Origin of the sequence: Rhodococcus sp. (in: high G+C Gram-positive bacteria) (assembly GCF_049286785.1) — a bacterium.
In the GTDB taxonomy this organism is placed as follows: domain Bacteria; phylum Actinomycetota; class Actinomycetes; order Mycobacteriales; family Mycobacteriaceae; genus Rhodococcus_F.
Genome location: NZ_JBAQEO010000018.1, coordinates 15,411 through 30,319 on the forward strand (window position 1 = coordinate 15,411; position 14,909 = coordinate 30,319).

13 protein-coding genes are annotated in these 14,909 nt (G+C 66.9%); 4 read left to right on the plus strand and 9 right to left on the minus strand.

The genetic code is table 11. The annotated features are described in order from the left end of the window. Positions 1 to 80: 80 nt before the first annotated feature. Both WAW17_RS00780 and WAW17_RS00785 read left to right on the plus strand, forming a co-directional pair. Positions 81 to 3,578, plus strand: coding sequence for a protein kinase domain-containing protein (locus tag WAW17_RS00780; RefSeq protein ID WP_422331138.1), 3,498 nt, complete (start codon positions 81 to 83; stop codon positions 3,576 to 3,578). A gap of 300 nt (positions 3,579 to 3,878) precedes the next feature. Then, positions 3,879 to 5,330: a catalase gene (locus tag WAW17_RS00785; protein WP_422331127.1), complete on the plus strand. Its 1,452-nt coding sequence runs from the start codon at positions 3,879 to 3,881 to the stop codon at positions 5,328 to 5,330. 182 nt (positions 5,331 to 5,512) lie between these two features. Here WAW17_RS00785 and WAW17_RS00790 read toward each other — a convergent pair whose 3' ends face one another. Further along, a complete protein-coding gene (locus tag WAW17_RS00790; protein WP_422331128.1) occupies positions 5,513 to 5,818 on the minus strand; it encodes a hypothetical protein in 306 nt (101 codons plus the stop codon). A gap of 104 nt (positions 5,819 to 5,922) precedes the next feature. Further along, positions 5,923 to 6,975 carry a 2Fe-2S iron-sulfur cluster-binding protein gene (locus WAW17_RS00795; RefSeq protein WP_422331129.1) on the minus strand — a complete coding sequence of 351 codons (1,053 nt, stop codon included), beginning with the start codon at positions 6,973 to 6,975 and terminating at the stop codon, positions 5,923 to 5,925. Positions 6,976 to 7,299: 324 nt separating this feature from the next. Here WAW17_RS00795 and WAW17_RS00800 point away from each other — a divergent pair, with 324 nt between their 5' ends. Next, positions 7,300 to 8,073, plus strand: coding sequence for an SDR family oxidoreductase (locus WAW17_RS00800; protein WP_422331130.1), 774 nt, complete (start codon positions 7,300 to 7,302; stop codon positions 8,071 to 8,073). 130 nt (positions 8,074 to 8,203) lie between these two features. On the opposite strand, the gene WAW17_RS00805 is transcribed toward WAW17_RS00800, so the two are convergent. The 6 genes from WAW17_RS00805 to WAW17_RS00830 are packed head-to-tail and all read right to left on the minus strand — an operon-like array spanning position 8,204 to position 13,882. Further along, positions 8,204 to 9,019: a MaoC/PaaZ C-terminal domain-containing protein gene (locus tag WAW17_RS00805; protein WP_422331131.1), complete on the minus strand. Its 816-nt coding sequence runs from the start codon at positions 9,017 to 9,019 to the stop codon at positions 8,204 to 8,206. Between the two features lie 4 nt (positions 9,020 to 9,023). Continuing rightward, on the minus strand, positions 9,024 to 10,202 hold the full coding sequence (locus tag WAW17_RS00810; protein ID WP_422331139.1) for a lipid-transfer protein: 1,179 nt from the start codon (positions 10,200 to 10,202) through the stop codon (positions 9,024 to 9,026). Positions 10,203 to 10,204: 2 nt separating this feature from the next. Next, positions 10,205 to 10,648, minus strand: a complete 444-nt coding sequence (locus WAW17_RS00815; RefSeq protein WP_422331132.1) for a MaoC family dehydratase — start codon at positions 10,646 to 10,648, stop codon at positions 10,205 to 10,207. Further along, a complete protein-coding gene (locus WAW17_RS00820; RefSeq protein WP_422331133.1) occupies positions 10,645 to 11,757 on the minus strand; it encodes an acyl-CoA dehydrogenase family protein in 1,113 nt (370 codons plus the stop codon). The genes WAW17_RS00815 and WAW17_RS00820 overlap by 4 nt, the downstream gene beginning before the upstream one ends. Continuing rightward, entirely contained in the window at positions 11,757 to 12,719 is a 963-nt protein-coding gene (locus tag WAW17_RS00825; RefSeq protein WP_422331134.1) for an OB-fold domain-containing protein, read from the minus strand. The genes WAW17_RS00820 and WAW17_RS00825 overlap by 1 nt, the downstream gene beginning before the upstream one ends. After that, positions 12,716 to 13,882: an acyl-CoA dehydrogenase family protein gene (locus WAW17_RS00830; protein ID WP_422331135.1), complete on the minus strand. Its 1,167-nt coding sequence runs from the start codon at positions 13,880 to 13,882 to the stop codon at positions 12,716 to 12,718. The genes WAW17_RS00825 and WAW17_RS00830 overlap by 4 nt, the downstream gene beginning before the upstream one ends. 140 nt (positions 13,883 to 14,022) lie before the next feature. Between WAW17_RS00830 and WAW17_RS00835 the strand changes: the two genes are divergently transcribed. Beyond that, positions 14,023 to 14,463, plus strand: coding sequence for a nuclear transport factor 2 family protein (locus WAW17_RS00835; protein WP_422331136.1), 441 nt, complete (start codon positions 14,023 to 14,025; stop codon positions 14,461 to 14,463). Positions 14,464 to 14,480: 17 nt separating this feature from the next. Here WAW17_RS00835 and WAW17_RS00840 read toward each other — a convergent pair. Beyond that, the coding region (locus WAW17_RS00840) for an LLM class flavin-dependent oxidoreductase (RefSeq protein ID WP_422331137.1) at positions 14,481 to 14,909 on the minus strand (429 nt) is incomplete at its 5' end.

The following is a 14,909-nucleotide window of genomic DNA, read 5'->3' on the forward strand; positions in this document are numbered from 1 at the left end:
CGGCTCCGTGAGATCCCTGTGAGCGGTGCCCGACCGCGTTATGCTGGCATCAGTGCACCGAGAAGGTGATGGGATTGAGTGTGCCACGACAGCCGGGAGATCATTCCGGGCCATCCGCACCGGACCCGCACATGACGCAACGGGTCGTCGTCGCCGATATCGCCGCAGAACTGTCGGAAGAAGGATTCGACGACGCGCACGAGATCGGCAGGGGCGGGTTCGGTGTCGTCTACCGCTGCCGCCAGACCGGGCTCGACCGCACGGTGGCGATCAAGGTGCTGTCCGCCGGCCTGAGGGACGAGGAACGCGAACGGTTCATCCGGGAGCAGCGCGCGATGGGGAAACTGTCGGGGCATCCGAATGTAGTGGACATCCTCCAGGCCGGGGTCACCCGAAGGGGCCGCCCGTTCATCGTGATGCCCTATCACCCGCGGAACTCGCTGGACAAATGGCTGCGCCGGGAAGGGCCACTGCCCTGGCGAGAGGTGCTGCGTGTGGGCGTCAAACTCTCGGGCGCACTCGAGACGGCGCACCGGATGGGCACCCTTCATCGCGACGTCAAGCCGGCGAACATTCTGCTCACCGGGTACGGCGAGCCGCAGCTCACCGATTTCGGGATTGCCCGCGTATCCGGCGGCTTCGAGACCACGACCAGCACGATCGCCGGTTCACCCGCGTTCACCGCACCCGAGGTCCTCCGTGGCGAACCGCCCACTCCGGCCTCCGACGTCTACAGCCTGGGCGCCACACTGTTCTGCCTGCTCACCGGGCATGCCGCATTCGAACGGCGCAGCGGTGAGCGGCTGGTCGCACAGTTTCTGCGCATCTCCACCCAGCCGATCCCGGACCTGCGCGGTCATGAGATTCCCGACGACGTGTGCGCCGCCATCGAGCACGCCATGGCCGAGGACCCGGCGGATCGGCCGGCTTCCGCAGCCGAGTTCGGTGAGGAACTGCGCGATATCGAACGCATGCACGGTCTCGAGGTCGACGAGATCGCGCTTCCCGCGGCTGCCGACGAATTCCCGCACGCCGATCAGGGTTCGGCGGCCACTACCGAAACCCCGGTGCCGGGTCGGAGTCGCAGCTATCGACGGCGGTCCGGCGCCACCCCACCGAGCGCCGCCGCGCGATTCCGTCCACCCTCGGCCATGCGGCCGCTGGTGGGACGCGCCCGGTTGCTCGAGAAGCTGCGTTCGGGGCAGCGGAGACGGCTCACACTCATCCATGCGCCGGCGGGTTTCGGTAAGAGCACGGTCGCCGCGCAGTGGCGCAACGTCCTGGTAGAGGAAGGCGCGATCGCCGCGTGGCTGACCGTCGACAACGACGACAACAACGTGGTGTGGTTCCTCTCCCACCTCGTGGAGGCGATCCGCCGCGCCGAACCGTCCCTCGCGGACGAACTCGGGCAGGCACTCGAGGAGAACGGCGCCGACGCGGTCCGCTACGTGCTGACCTCGCTCGTGGATCAGATCCACGAGAGCCACCGCCACGTGGTGGTGTTCATCGACGACTGGCACCGGGTCACCGACCCCGACACCATCGGGGCGATGGACTTCCTCCTGGAGAACGGCTGCCACCATCTTCAGTTGGTGGTGACGAGTCGCAGTCAGGCCGGCCTCCCCGTCGCGAAGATGCGGGTGCGCGACGAACTCGTCGAGATCGATTCGCTGGCATTGCGATTCGATCTCACCGAGTCACAGCGGTTCCTGGTCGATCTTTGTGGACTCGAGCTCGCCGACTCCGATGTCGAAGCACTCGAGAAGACCACGGACGGGTGGGTTGCCGCTCTGCAACTGGCCTCGCTGTCGCTGCGAGATCACGCGGATCCCGGCAAATTGATCAAGCACATGTCGGGGCGCCATCAGGCGATCGGCGAATATCTCGCGGAGAACGTGCTGAAGAATCTCGAACCGTCGCTGCTCGACTTCATGATGGCCACATCGATCACCGAACGAATCTGTGGCGATCTCGCCTCCGCGCTCGCCGGTGTCACGCGGGGGCAGGCCCTGCTGGAGGAGGTCGAGGCCCGCGACCTCTTCCTTCATCCCCTCGACGAGGACCGGGAGTGGTTCGAGTATCACCATCTGTTCGCCGAGTATCTCCGCCGGCGCCTGGAGCGCGACGATCCCGAGCGAGTGACCGCGTTGCACCGGGTGGCGGCGGCCTGGTTCGGTGAACACCACTTCGTCAACGACGCGGTCGATCATGCACTGGCCGCGGGTGACGAGGAGATGGCCGTGGCGATGGTGGAGTCGCAGGGACAGTATCTGGTGGAGAACTCTCGGATGATGGCGCTGCTGTGTCTGGTCGAGAAACTGCCGTCGGCCCTGGTGGACTCCAGTCCCCGCATCCAGATGGCCGTGGCCTGGGCCAACGTGTTGCTCCAGCGTGCCGGACCCGCCCGGAGAGCGTTGAAGCGGGTGGAGGCGACCCTCGAATCGTCGGACGTGGGCGAATCGGACGCACGAGACATCCGAGTGGAGGCGGACATCGTGCGGGCGGTGATCGCGGTGTCGTCCGACCGTGTCGTGGGCGTGTCCGATCTCATTTCGGAATGTCTGACCCGGCCTGAAACGTTACGGCCGTGGGTGGTGTCCGCGGCCGTCAACATTGCGTCCGCCGTCGCGCTCGCCGAGTTCGATTTCGCCGAGGCTCGCCGGCTGCAGGAGTGGGGAGCCGTGTACCACCAGAAGACCATCGGCGCCTTCAGCAACATGTACGGGTACTGCTTCGCCGGTCTCGCGGCGTCCGAGCAACTCGACATCGAGGCGGCGGAGGACAACTTCCGGCTGGCCCTGCAGGTGGCGAACCGGTCGAACGGTCATCACAGCCATGCCTCGCGCCTGGCCGGGGCGCTGCTCGGCGAACTCCTCTACGAACTCGGTGACCTCGACGAGGCCGAACGCCTGCTCGACGAAAGCTACGAACTCGGACCCGAGGGCGGCATAGTCGATTTCATGGTCGCCCGGTTCGTGACGGGCGCGCGGATCAAGGCGGAACGCGGTGACCTGGCGTCGGCGGCACAGCACCTCAACGAGGGTGCGGCGGCGGCTTTGTCGCTCGGTCTGCCGCGACTGCGGGCCCGGGTGGAGAACGAGCGCGAACGACTAGGTCTCCCCGCACCGGCGCTTCCGCCGCTGACCGCTGGGAAACGAACGGCGGAACCCGACTCGGGATACGCGGAGATCGTCGCGCAACTCGACGACGCCACGGAGATTCGCCGGCAACTCGACACCGATCCCGGCGAGGCCTGCCGCCGGGCGGAGGCCTGGGTGCGCCGCGTCGAAGGACAGCGACGGCCGAAAGCGGCGTTGCAGGCCAAGCGACTCCTCGTGGCCTGCCTGGCCGCCGCCGGACGGTTCGACGAGGCGAAGACGCTGCTGGCCTCGGTGGCGGCCACCTGCGCGCGGATCGGGTTCGTGCGCTACCTCTCGGACGGTGGACCTCTCGTGGTTCGCGTCCTGACCGCACTCCGCGAGGATCAGCGGTCCGGACACTGGAGTCCTGAGTGGCCCGAGGTCCCCGCCGAGTTCCTCGAGACTGCGCTGGAATGCGTGCCGTCCGCGCGGAATTAGTCTGCGCTTTCTTGACTAACTCAAGAAACGGTGGTGTGGTGTGACGGTGGACACACAACCTGGGCTCGTCGCCATCGGGACGAGCGTGGGCGCCAACCGTCCTCTCGTGGCGTGCCGACCGTGTGGCGCGATTCGCGATGCAGACTCCTCGATCAGCCAAGCTCCTTGCCTGACATCAGGTTCCACGCACGGCTACATCGTCGGTGAAGCCGAAGTTCTCTACGGGGGCACCCGCCCCCACTGCCACGACGTACCCCGGGCGACAGCCGGCAACGAAAGGGATCCACAGTGAGCCAAGAGATGAATTCGACCGGGAGCGACAAGCTCACCACCGCTGTCGGTGCACCGGTCCCGGACAACCAGAACGTCGTCACGGCCGGGCCCCGCGGCCCGCAGCTGCTCCAAGACGTCTGGTTCCTCGAGAAGCTCGCCCACTTCGACCGCGAGGTCATCCCCGAACGCCGCATGCACGCCAAGGGCTCGGGCGCGTACGGCACATTCACCGTCACCAACGACATCACCCGATACACCACGGCGAAGATCTTCTCCGAGGTCGGGAAGCAGACCGAACTCTTCGCCCGGTTCTCCACCGTCGCCGGCGAGCGCGGCGCAGCCGACGCCGAACGCGATATCCGCGGATTCGCGGTCAAGTTCTACACCGAGGAAGGCAACTGGGACCTCGTCGGCAACAACACCCCCGTCTTCTTCTTCCGCGACCCCCTCAAATTCCCCGATCTCAACCACGCCGTCAAGCGTGACCCCCGCACGAACCTGCGCAGCCCCAACAACAACTGGGACTTCTGGACCTCGCTCCCGGAATCGCTGCACCAGGTCACCATCGTCATGAGCGAGCGCGGCATCCCCTCCTCCTACCGGCACATGCACGGATTCGGTTCCCACACCTTCAGCTTCATCAACGCCGACGGCGAACGGTTCTGGGTCAAGTTCCACCACCGGGTCCAGCAGGGCGTCGAGAACCTCACCGACGCCGAGGCCGCGGCCCTGGTCGGCGCCGACCGCGAAAGCCACCAGCGTGACCTGTTCGACGCCATCGAACGCGGTGACTTCCCGAAATGGAAGCTGTGCGTCCAGATCATGCCCGAGGCCGATGCGGCGACCGTCCCCTACCATCCGTTCGACCTCACGAAGGTATGGCCCAAGGGCGACTACCCACTGATCGAGGTCGGCGAATGGGAACTCGACCGCAACCCCGACAACTACTTCGCCGAGGTCGAACAGGCCGCGTTCAACCCGGCCAACGTGGTGCCCGGTATCAGCTTCTCCCCCGACAAGATGCTCCAGGGCCGGTTGTTCTCCTACGGTGATGCCCAGCGCTACCGGTTGGGCGTCAACAACTACCAGATCCCGGTCAACGCCCCACGATGCCCCACCGCGAACTTCCATCGTGACGGCGCCATGCGCGTCGACGGAAACCAGGGCGGCACCCTGCATTACGAACCGAACAGCTACGGCAAATGGCAGGAACAGCCGCAATACCGCGATCCCGCACAGGCCGTCGGCGCCACCGCGGACCACTTCAACTACCGCGAGGACGACAACGACTACTTCTCGCAACCCCGCGTCCTGTTCAACAAGATGAACCCCGAACAGAAGCAGGTGCTGTTCGACAACACCGCACGCGCCATCAACGGCGCATCCCAACAAGTGATCGAGCGCCATATCGACAACTGCACCCAGTGCGATCCCGCCTACGGCGAAGGCGTCGCGAAGGCGATCTCAGCGCTCGGCTGAGAACAGCTGCGGCTCGTCCGGTTCGGTGACCGCAACGGACCGGGCGAGTTGCACGACGGCTGCCGTGTGGTCGGCGCCGTGTGGTCGGCGCCGTGTGGTCGGCGCCCTGTGGTCGGCGCCCTGTGGTCGGCACCGTGTGGTCGGCGCCGTGTGGTCGGCACTGTGGTCGGCACTGACGTCCACTACCCGATTGCCAGCCCCGGCCCGTTCTGGATCGCACCGGGCCGGCTGTCCAGTCCGCCGCCTGCCTTGCCGAAGGACCACTCGCCGTCCTTACCGCAGACCAGGACGCCGTTGCGGTCACCGGGATTCGCGTATCCGACGACTGTGGTGTTGCCGTTCTCGTCGTCCTCGACGATGGGGCAACCCTTTCCCGGGCCGTTGTTCGGGTCTACCGGTACGGCGTGAGCGGCGGTGGCCGCTCCGAAGGCGCCGAGGATCGGAAGTGCGGCAAAGGCAATGGCGGCGACGGTGTGGCGGATGGTCATTCGGTGCTCCTGGGATCGGTGGAGAAGGACACTGTCCACTCTCGCTGAGTCCGGGTGCACCTGGTAGCAACCCCAGGGGTGGATCGACCCCACCCGGACGCTTGCTAGAACTCGATCTCGACGTGCTTGCTGACCGGCCGGGCCTGGCAGGCCAGGATGTAGCCGTCCTCGACGTCCTCGGGATCGAGGATCGCGGCGTTCTCCATCGCCACCTCACCGTCGACCACCGTGCACGCGCACGATCCGCATTCCCCTTCGCGGCACGAATACGGGACGTCGAGTCCTCGCGCGATCATGATGTCGACCAACGTGGACCGCCGCGGCCAGGTGAGATTGTGGACCTCGCCGTCCATGCGCACCGTGACCTCGGCGGTGTCACCCTCGTCCGTGACAGCTTCCACCGGGGCCATGTCGGCGAAGGGGTCACCCGACAGCGACGTGAAGACCTCGGCGTGCGCCCGGTCGCGGGGCACCCCGGTGAGAGCCGTCGCCGCGTGCACAACGTCCATGAAGGGACGCGGACCGCACAGGAACGCGCGGTGGTCGCCGAGACGAGCCGAGATTCGCGCCAACTGCTCCGGAGTCGGGAGACCCTGAACGCTCTCGAGCCAGTGGATCACGGTCAGCCTGTCGTGGTGGCGGCGGCTCAGCTCCCGCAACTCCTCGGCGAAAATGACCGACTTCTCGTCCCGGTTGGCGTAGACGAGAACGATGTCGCGATCGCCCTCGGTCAGCGCCGATTTGAGGATGGACATCACCGGCGTGATACCACTACCCGCTGCGAACAACAGCAGATCGTCGTCGAATGTGGCAGGCGTGAACAGACCGGCAGGCGGCAGGACTTCGATGATGTCGCCGACATCGACGTTGTCGCAGAGCCAGTTCGAGCCGTAACCGCCTGCGGTGCGCTTCACCGTCACCTTCGGCAGTTCACCGGTGAACGGTGAACTCGCGAGCGAGTAACACCGGGCGACCGAGCCGGTCAGCTCACTCGGGATCCGCAGCGTGAGGAACTGGCCCGGCTTGTAGACGAATTCGCGCTTGCGCGCTTCGGGGAGGTCGAAGACCAGCGACCGGGAGTCCGGCGTCTCCTCCACGACAGCGGCCACTGTGACCAGTACTGAACGTGAACTACGTGGCGTGTCAACGGTCGTCATCGCTGGTGGGAACCTCTCGGTACGAAAATTCGCTCATCTCGATCGTCCGAAAAATAGTCGAGGGTTCCGGTGTCGTGCTGTCCCCTCCCGGTGGGCGGGACCGCGCAAACTCGTCCCGCCGGGCAGGACCGCACCTCATCCCCAGCGCGACTGGCCACCCCCGGAGTGACCGGCACCCGTGATCAACGCCACCTTGCCTCCGAGTTTGCCCATGTCCGCCCCTGTTCACCTAGTATCAACCAAGCAATTGCTTGGTGTCGGACACTTCCTGTGACGACGCCGCACCACCTCGAGCGCCCGCGCTCCCGGACCTGAAGGCTCGCCGTGACTCTCCCTTACTCGATCGACTTCACCGGCCGCGCCGTCGTCGTGACCGGCGGAACCAAGGGCATCGGTTTCGTAATCGCCGAACACTTTCTCCGCGCCGGAGCCGACGTGATCGTCTGCGGCCGAAACCAGCCGGACACCCTCCCGGACTGCGATGGCCGCGCCGCCGCCTTCCGCGCCACCGACATCCGTGACCCGGAAGACGCCGGTGCCCTGATCACCGAGGCCGTCACCCGCTTCGGCCGACTCGACGTGCTCATCAACAATGCGGGTGGTTCCCCCGACGCCGACGCCGCCACCGTGTCGCCCCGCTTCGTGGAAAAGATCGTCGCCCTGAACCTGCTGGCACCGTTCAACGCGGCGCAAGCGGCCAACGCGGTGATGCAGACACAGCCCGACGGCGGGTCGATCGTGAACATCGGCAGCGTCTCCGCCCATCAACCCCAACCGGGCACCGCCGCCTACAGCGCCGCCAAAGCCGGTCTGCTGATGTTGACGAAGGCGCTGGCACTCGAGTGGGCACCGAAGGTCCGGATCAATCACATCACCACCGGCCTCATCCGGACGGAAGCGGCGGCGTCGGTGTACGGCGAAGACGGCGGAGCGGCCGTCACCCGCACACTGCCCATGGAGCGTATGGCCGTACCGTCCGACGTCGCCAATGCCTGCCTCTTCCTGTCGAGCCCCCTGGCGTCGTACGTCAACGGTGCCGACCTGGCCGTGCACGGTGGTGGCGAGTACCCGGCCCGCTTCCTCGCCCTGCACCCCTGACGTCCGCCCCGACGCTCACTCCGTCACCCCACCCCGTCGCCCAATGTCACATTCGTTCAGTTCGACTGCACCGGTGTGACATTCGGCGACAGCGGGAGGCGACAAGCGGGGGGTGGTGCGGCGGGCATGACTATCCGAATACCGCTCGCGCTCCGGTCACGCACGCCTGGCCGTTCTCGACCAGTTCGAACTGCGCATCCTCGGCACCGCCCCACACACGCAGGGTCGGGGTGCTTCCGGGGAACAACGGTGCGACGAAACGTCCCTCCAGTTCGACGAGGTCGGCGGCGTGCACGCCCAGCAGGCGCGCCAATTCGACGGTACTCGCGGCCAGGGTGCACAGGCCGTGCATGATCGGACGTGGCTGCCCGATGCGCGCGGCGGCCTCCGGGTCGATGTGGATGTGGTGCCGGTCGCCCGTCAGCCGGTAGAGTGCCGCCTGGTTCTCGGCTGTTGCCAGGACGCCTTCGGTCGCCGGTTCGCCTTGCGGTCCTGCGGATTTCGCCGGTCCGCGGTCACCACCGAAGCCGCCTGCACCGGGCGCGAACAACGACCAGGTGGCCACGAAGTAGTCGGACTCCACCTCCACCTCGAACAGCGCGGCCGAGCCCTTGTCCCACACCTCACCCACCGAGGCCGACATGGTGACCTCTCCGTGGGGCGGCAGTGGTGCCTTGACCGTCAACTGCTGAGAGCCGTGCAGTGCCGTGGCGGTGTCGAATCCGCCGCGCGAACCCAGTTCGTCCGGCGCCCATTGAGCGAGAGTGAGCGCGAACGTCGGCAGCACCCGGAGGTGCTTCTCGAAGACGAGGTCGAGTTCCGAGGCCGACGCGCCCACCGACAGCGCATAGAGGATGGCGTCCCGTTCGTCGTAGGACACCGTGCGGGTGCCGAGCGATCGCCCCCGCCAGTGACCTGCCGGTGTGTACGACGTTGTCGTGGTCATGTCGTCAGTCCTCACTGCCCAGGATCAGGCCGCTGGTGGGTACCGCCGTGCCGGCTGTCACGAGGACGTTGCGCACTGCGTCCGGCTGGGTGGTCGACGTTCCGCGGACGAGACGCACCGCCTCGGCGATACCGTTGACGCCGTGCAGATAGGCTTCGCCGAGCTGGCCGCCGTGTGTGTTCGACGGCAGCCGGCCGCCGATCCCGAGGTTGCCCTCCCGGATGAAGTCCTTCGCCTCCCCCGGCGCGCAGAAGCCGAGTTCCTCGAGCTGTGGAAGCACCAACGGCGTGAAGTGGTCGTAGAGGATTGCGGCCGAGATGTCCTCCGGTGTCAGGCCGCTCTGGCCGTAGAGTTGCTCGGCGACGAGCCCCATCTCGGGGATCCCGGTGATGTCCGGCCGGTAGTAGCTGGTCATCATGTGCTGGTCCTTGCCCGATCCCTGGGCCGCACCCTTGATCAGCGCGGGAGCGTGGGCCAGGTCCCGGGCGCGCTCGGCGGAGACGATGACGAGGGCCTGCCCGCCGTCGGTTTCCTGGCAGCAGTCGAGCAGGTGTAGCGGTTCGGCGATCCACCGTGAGCTCTGGTGGTCTTCCAGGGTGATGGGCCGCTCGTAGAACCAGGCCCTGGGGTTGACGGCCGCATGCTCGCGGGCCACCACCGCCACCCGGCCGAAGTCCTCGCTGGTGGCGCCGTACTGGTGCATGTAGCGCCGGGCGAACATGGCGACCCACTGCGCGGGCGTCGACAATCCCTGTGGCGTGAGCCACGAATAGGCAGCACGGTCCGCGGTACTGTCCATGGCCCGGTCGTGCTGACCGAGCCCGTACCGGACCCCTGATCGTTCGTTGAAGGCTCGGTAACACACCACGACCTCCGCGACACCGGTCGCGACGGCCATGGCTGCCTGCTGCACGGTTGCACACGCGGCACCGCCGCCGTATCCGATGCGGGAGAAGAATTTCAGCTCGCCGATCCCGGTGTTGCGGGCAACCAGTATCTCACCGTTGGTCTCGGCGGTGTAGGTCGAGAGACCGTCCACTTCGGACGGGTCGATTCCGGCATCGCCGAGAGCCGCCACGATCGCCTCGCAGGCCAGCTGCAGTTCGCTGCGGCCGGAGTTCTTGGAGAATTCTGTCGCTCCGATGCCGACGATTGCCGCGGCGCCGGAGAGTGGACTCGTCACCATCATGCGTTCCCTTCTTCGCCGGGGAACGCCACGGTGACGGTGCCGGTGGCATGCGCGCCCAGGCTGTTCGTACCCCGCACGTCCACCACCACGAGGCCGTCCTCCTTGTGTGTCACCGTGCCCGCGAGAGTCATGGTGTCACCGGCGTAGTTGGGCGCTCCGAGCCGGATCACGATGCGCCGCAACGTGGTGTGGTCACCCGCCCAGTCGGTGACGAAGCGGCCCACCAGGCCATTGGTGGTCAGGATGTTCATGAACACGTCCTTCGATCCGCGCTCACGGGCGAGGTCGGGATCGTGGTGGACGTCCTGGAAGTCCCTGGTCGCGAGAGCCGTTGCCACGATGAGGGTGCGTGTCAGTGGGATCGCCACTTCGGGAAGCACCTGACCGACCCGGATGTCGGCGTAGGCACGGGTGCCCGGTGCCGATATGACCCCACTCACGCGACCACCTCGATACCGGATGCGAGTTGGGCGCCGAGGCGCGCCAGGTCGGAACTGGCGCCGCCGAGAGTGGCGGCGATTTGCTTGCCCCACAGCAGGTGCCGGTGCAGCGGATAGTCGGTGTCGACGCCGATGCCGCCGTGCACGTGCTGGGTCCGGTGCACCACGCGCTGACCGCCATCGGTGGCCCACCACTTCGCCACCAGCACTGCGGTTCCGGGATCCTCGCCATTGGCGAGCAGCCACACTGCCTGCCACAACGTCACTTTCATCGCTTCGAGGTCGATGTAGCAGTCGGCGAGCTGATGGTTGACGGCCTGGAAGGTGGCCAGTGGGCGACCGAACTGGATGCGGCCGTTGACGTAGGTCACCGCCTGGGTGACGGCTCCCGCTCCGACGCCGAGAGCCAGTGCGGCGCCGGCCAGTTCCACCCGGTCCACCAACCAGTCGACCGCGGCGCCGTCTGCGGGTCCGAGCAGTTCGGCAGGTGCCGACTCGAAGGTGAGATTGGCACAGATCTCACGGGTGGTCGACTGGGTGTGCACCGCGGTGACCCCGACGGACTCCGGGTTCACGAGGAACAACGCGGGGCCCGACTCCGTGCTGGCCGAGACGAGCACGCATTCCGCCACATGAACCACGGGAACCGCGGCTTTCGCGCCGGTCAGCGTCCAGACCCCCTCGTTCTCGACGGCCGTGGTGGCAGGCGCACCGCCGGTGTGGGGGCCGAATTCCTCGAGCCCGACGGTCAGGTACACGTCACCTTCGGCCGCCCGCGGCACCCACTCCGCACGCTGGTCCGCAGTGCCGAATTCGGTGATGGCCAGCGCACCCAGGGTGTGCGGCCAGAGCGGGACCGGTGCCACCCGCCTGCCCTGTTCCTCGAGCAGCACGTACAACTCGGCCAACCCCATGCCGCCGCCGCCCAGATCCTCCGGCAGAGCGATGCCGAGCAGGCCCGTCGAACCCAGCTCACGCCACAGTTCACGGTCGATCCGGTCGTCGGACGACTCGACGGCCTTCAGCCGGTCGGTATCGCACCTGGAAGCGAAGACGTCCACCGCCAGTTGGCGGACGGCGTCCTGCTCCTCACTGAAAGTGAAGTCCATCAGAGTTCCTCCGATACGGCGGGCCGGAACGCGGGAAGCGTCAGTTCCGGGTCTGCGTCGATCCAGTCCAGTTCCACCGGCATCCCGATGTACACCTGATCCGGTTCGACACCGGTCATATTGGCGATCAGGCGAGTGCCCTCGTCGAGTTCGATCACCGCGACGAGCAGTGGATAGTCGAAGGCGTCGATCTTCGGATGATGATTGACCACGAAGGAGTAGACGCTGCCTCGGCCCGAGGCGTCCACGGTGTCCCACGCGGTGGACCGGCACCGCCCACACATCGGTCCCGGGGGGTGGCGGAGTACACCGCAGTCGGCGCATCGCTGGATCACCAGGCGATGATCCTCGGCCGCCTCGAACCAGAAAGTGTTGTCCTGGTTGAGCGCCGGGCGCGGGCGGTCCGGGCGGCCAGGCTCCTGCCGAAGTGATCCGGCGTGCTCCTTCTCGGCCGGCCGGAACCGGAGGGTGCGCCAGCGCTGGGTCCCCACCACCTCACCGTCCGAGTTGCGGTAGGTCTTCACCGTGGTGACGAAGTGCCCTGCACCGAGGCCCGTCGACTTCTCGGGAGAAATGCTCTCGATCACCTCGGTGACGCTCACCCGGTCGCCGGGACGCAGTTCCGTGAAGAATTCCTGGTCGGAGTCGGTGGCCACCACGGACGTGAAACCGGCCTCGTCGAGGGTCGCGATCAAGTCGGTCCAGACCGGGGACGGGTCTGCGCCCGCCATCTTGTCCGCGTAGGTGCGCATGGTCCACACCTGCAGCATCTGGGCCGGCGCCACCGCGCCCGGTCTTCCCGTGGCGAGGGCGGCATCGTCGTCGAGGTAGATCGCGCTGGTCGCGCCCATGGCATCGGTCCAGTGCCGGATCATGGGAGTGTTCACCGGATCCGGGCCCCACGTCTCCGGGACCAACGTCTGTCCTTCGAAGGCACGCAACCTTGTCAGCACCTCACTCATTTCACCCTCCTTTCCCGGACGAGTCCGAGGCCGAGCGTGCCCACCATGTCGCGCAGCACTTCGTTGACCCCACCGCCGAAGGTGTTCACGATGCCTTGCCTCGAGATCTGCTCGATCTGTCCGGCGAGCAACGCTCCGGGTGAATCCGGCCGGATCCTGCCTGCGGCGCCGAGGATTCCGAGCAGGGTGCGGTAGACGTCCACATGAGTCTCTGTGCCGTAGGTCTTGGTGGCGCCGGCATCCGCACCGGACAGCGTGTCCTGCGCGACTGCGGCGGTCATCTTCCAGTTCAGCAGACGCATCGCCTCGAGTTTGGCGTGCGTCCGGGCGAAGTCCTGCTGGACCCAGGGGATCTCGATCGCGCCGGTGTCCCGGGCCCATTCGAGCACCTGATGCCACAGCCCGAGGGTGCGTCCGCCGAGCGCGGCGAGTCCGACCCGCTCGTGGTTCAGCTGCGCGGTGATCAGCTGCCATCCGCCGTTCACGTCGCCGACGACGTCCTGATCGGTGACCCGGATTCCGCTGTAGTAGGTCGAGGTCACGGTCAGCCCGCCGACGGTGTGGATCGGCGACCAGCTGAACCCGGGATCATCCGTGGAAACGATGAGGATCGAGATGCCTTTGTGCTTGGGGGCATCGCTATCGGTGCGGCATGCCAGCCAGACATAGTCGGCGGTGTTGGCACCACTGGTGAAGATCTTGTTGCCGTCCACCACCCACCGGTCGCCGTCGCGGACCGCACGGGTCTTCAGCGACGCCAGGTCCGTGCCCGCCTCGGGCTCGGTGTACCCGATGGCGAACACGATGTCGCCGGCGAGGATGCCCGGCAGGAAGCGCGCCTTCTGTTCCTCGGTGCCGTATTTCATCAGTGTCGGGCCGACGGTGTTGACGGTGACGAACGGGAAGGGCAGGCCGGCGCGCTGAACCTCGTCGAAGAACACGAACTGGTCCTCGATCGAACGGCCCTGTCCGCCGTATTCCACCGGCCACCCGATGCCGAGCCAGCCGTCCTTTCCGAGCAGCGTCACGACCTCGCGAAAGTACTCGCCGCCCACACCCTGCTCACCGGCCACACGTCGCTTCTCCTCGGGCAGAAGCGCCGCAAAGTAGGCGCGCAGCTCCTTCCTGAGCTCGCCTTGCTCCGGCGTTTCCCTCAACTGCATCAGCGTTTCTCCTCCTGCATCACCGCGGCCGGTTGCGACGTCGTGCTGGACGTTAAACGTGCAGCCGCACGCCGCGGAGCCGGCATCTCGATGAGCGGGAAGCGGTTGCCCGGTCAGCCGCACTCCGCTGTGATGGGGGGATGCCTCCCGGATACGCGCTCACCGAACTCACCGCCCGTTACGCCCGCGCCGTCGACCGGAGGGAGCCGTCGGCCCTGGCGGAGTTGTTCACCGCGGACGCGGTATTCGTCCTCCCGCCACAGCTCTCCGGCACCGGAGCCGCGGTGGAGCTGAGCGGCAACGAGGCGCTCGCGGAGGCCGTGGTGGATGCGGTCTCGCACCTGCACTCCACCCGCCACGTGGTGCACCAGCAGGTGATCGACGCCCGGGACAGCATCGCGTCCGGTGAGACGTACTGCACGGCGCATCACATCTATCCGCGTGAATCCGGTTTCCGCGACAACCGGATCGCGCTTTGTTATCAGGACAGCTACGTTCTGGTCGGCACCGGATGGCGGTTCAGCCGACGGGAACTGGTCGTCGATTTCTCGGAGGATCTACCGGTCACGGTGCCGGAGTGAGCACCGTCCGCCGAATCTCAGCACAGTCCCAGCCGAGCCGAACACTCGCTCATCTCGTCGATCACGCGGTCGAGCGAATCCGCCTTTCGCGACGCCCCCACGACGAGACGGCCGGCGCCCCGCTCACGTGCCCACTCGAGGGTCTCCTCGTTCAACCGCGGCAGGGTGGACCCCAGCACCAGTTCGACCTCCCCGGTGTCACGTCCGGCGTCGACCGCCGCGGTCCGCATCCGGTCGATAGCCTGATCGAGTTCGTCCCCGGCCAGGCCGAGGGGCTGGAATCCGTCGCCGAGCCGACCGGCCCTACGCGCCGCCGCCGCACTGTGCCCACCGATGTGCAGCGGCACACCCGACTCGGAGTACGGCTTGGGCCAACTGTGCGCGTTACGGAAGGAATAGAACTGTCCGTCGAAGTCCACGGAGCCCGGGCCTGCCCACAGTGCCCG

Coding starts and splice junctions, on each gene's coding strand:
- WAW17_RS00785 (WP_422331127.1), top strand. CDS start 3,879: ATGAATTCGACCGGGAGCGACAAGCTCACCACCGCTGTCGGTGCACCG.
- WAW17_RS00790 (WP_422331128.1), bottom strand. CDS start 5,818: ATGACCATCCGCCACACCGTCGCCGCCATTGCCTTTGCCGCACTTCCG.
- WAW17_RS00795 (WP_422331129.1), bottom strand. CDS start 6,975: ATGACGACCGTTGACACGCCACGTAGTTCACGTTCAGTACTGGTCACA.
- WAW17_RS00805 (WP_422331131.1), bottom strand. CDS start 9,019: ATGACCACGACAACGTCGTACACACCGGCAGGTCACTGGCGGGGGCGA.
- WAW17_RS00820 (WP_422331133.1), bottom strand. CDS start 11,757: ATGGACTTCACTTTCAGTGAGGAGCAGGACGCCGTCCGCCAACTGGCG.
- WAW17_RS00825 (WP_422331134.1), bottom strand. CDS start 12,719: ATGAGTGAGGTGCTGACAAGGTTGCGTGCCTTCGAAGGACAGACGTTG.
- WAW17_RS00830 (WP_422331135.1), bottom strand. CDS start 13,882: ATGCAGTTGAGGGAAACGCCGGAGCAAGGCGAGCTCAGGAAGGAGCTG.
- WAW17_RS00835 (WP_422331136.1), top strand. CDS start 14,023: ATGCCTCCCGGATACGCGCTCACCGAACTCACCGCCCGTTACGCCCGC.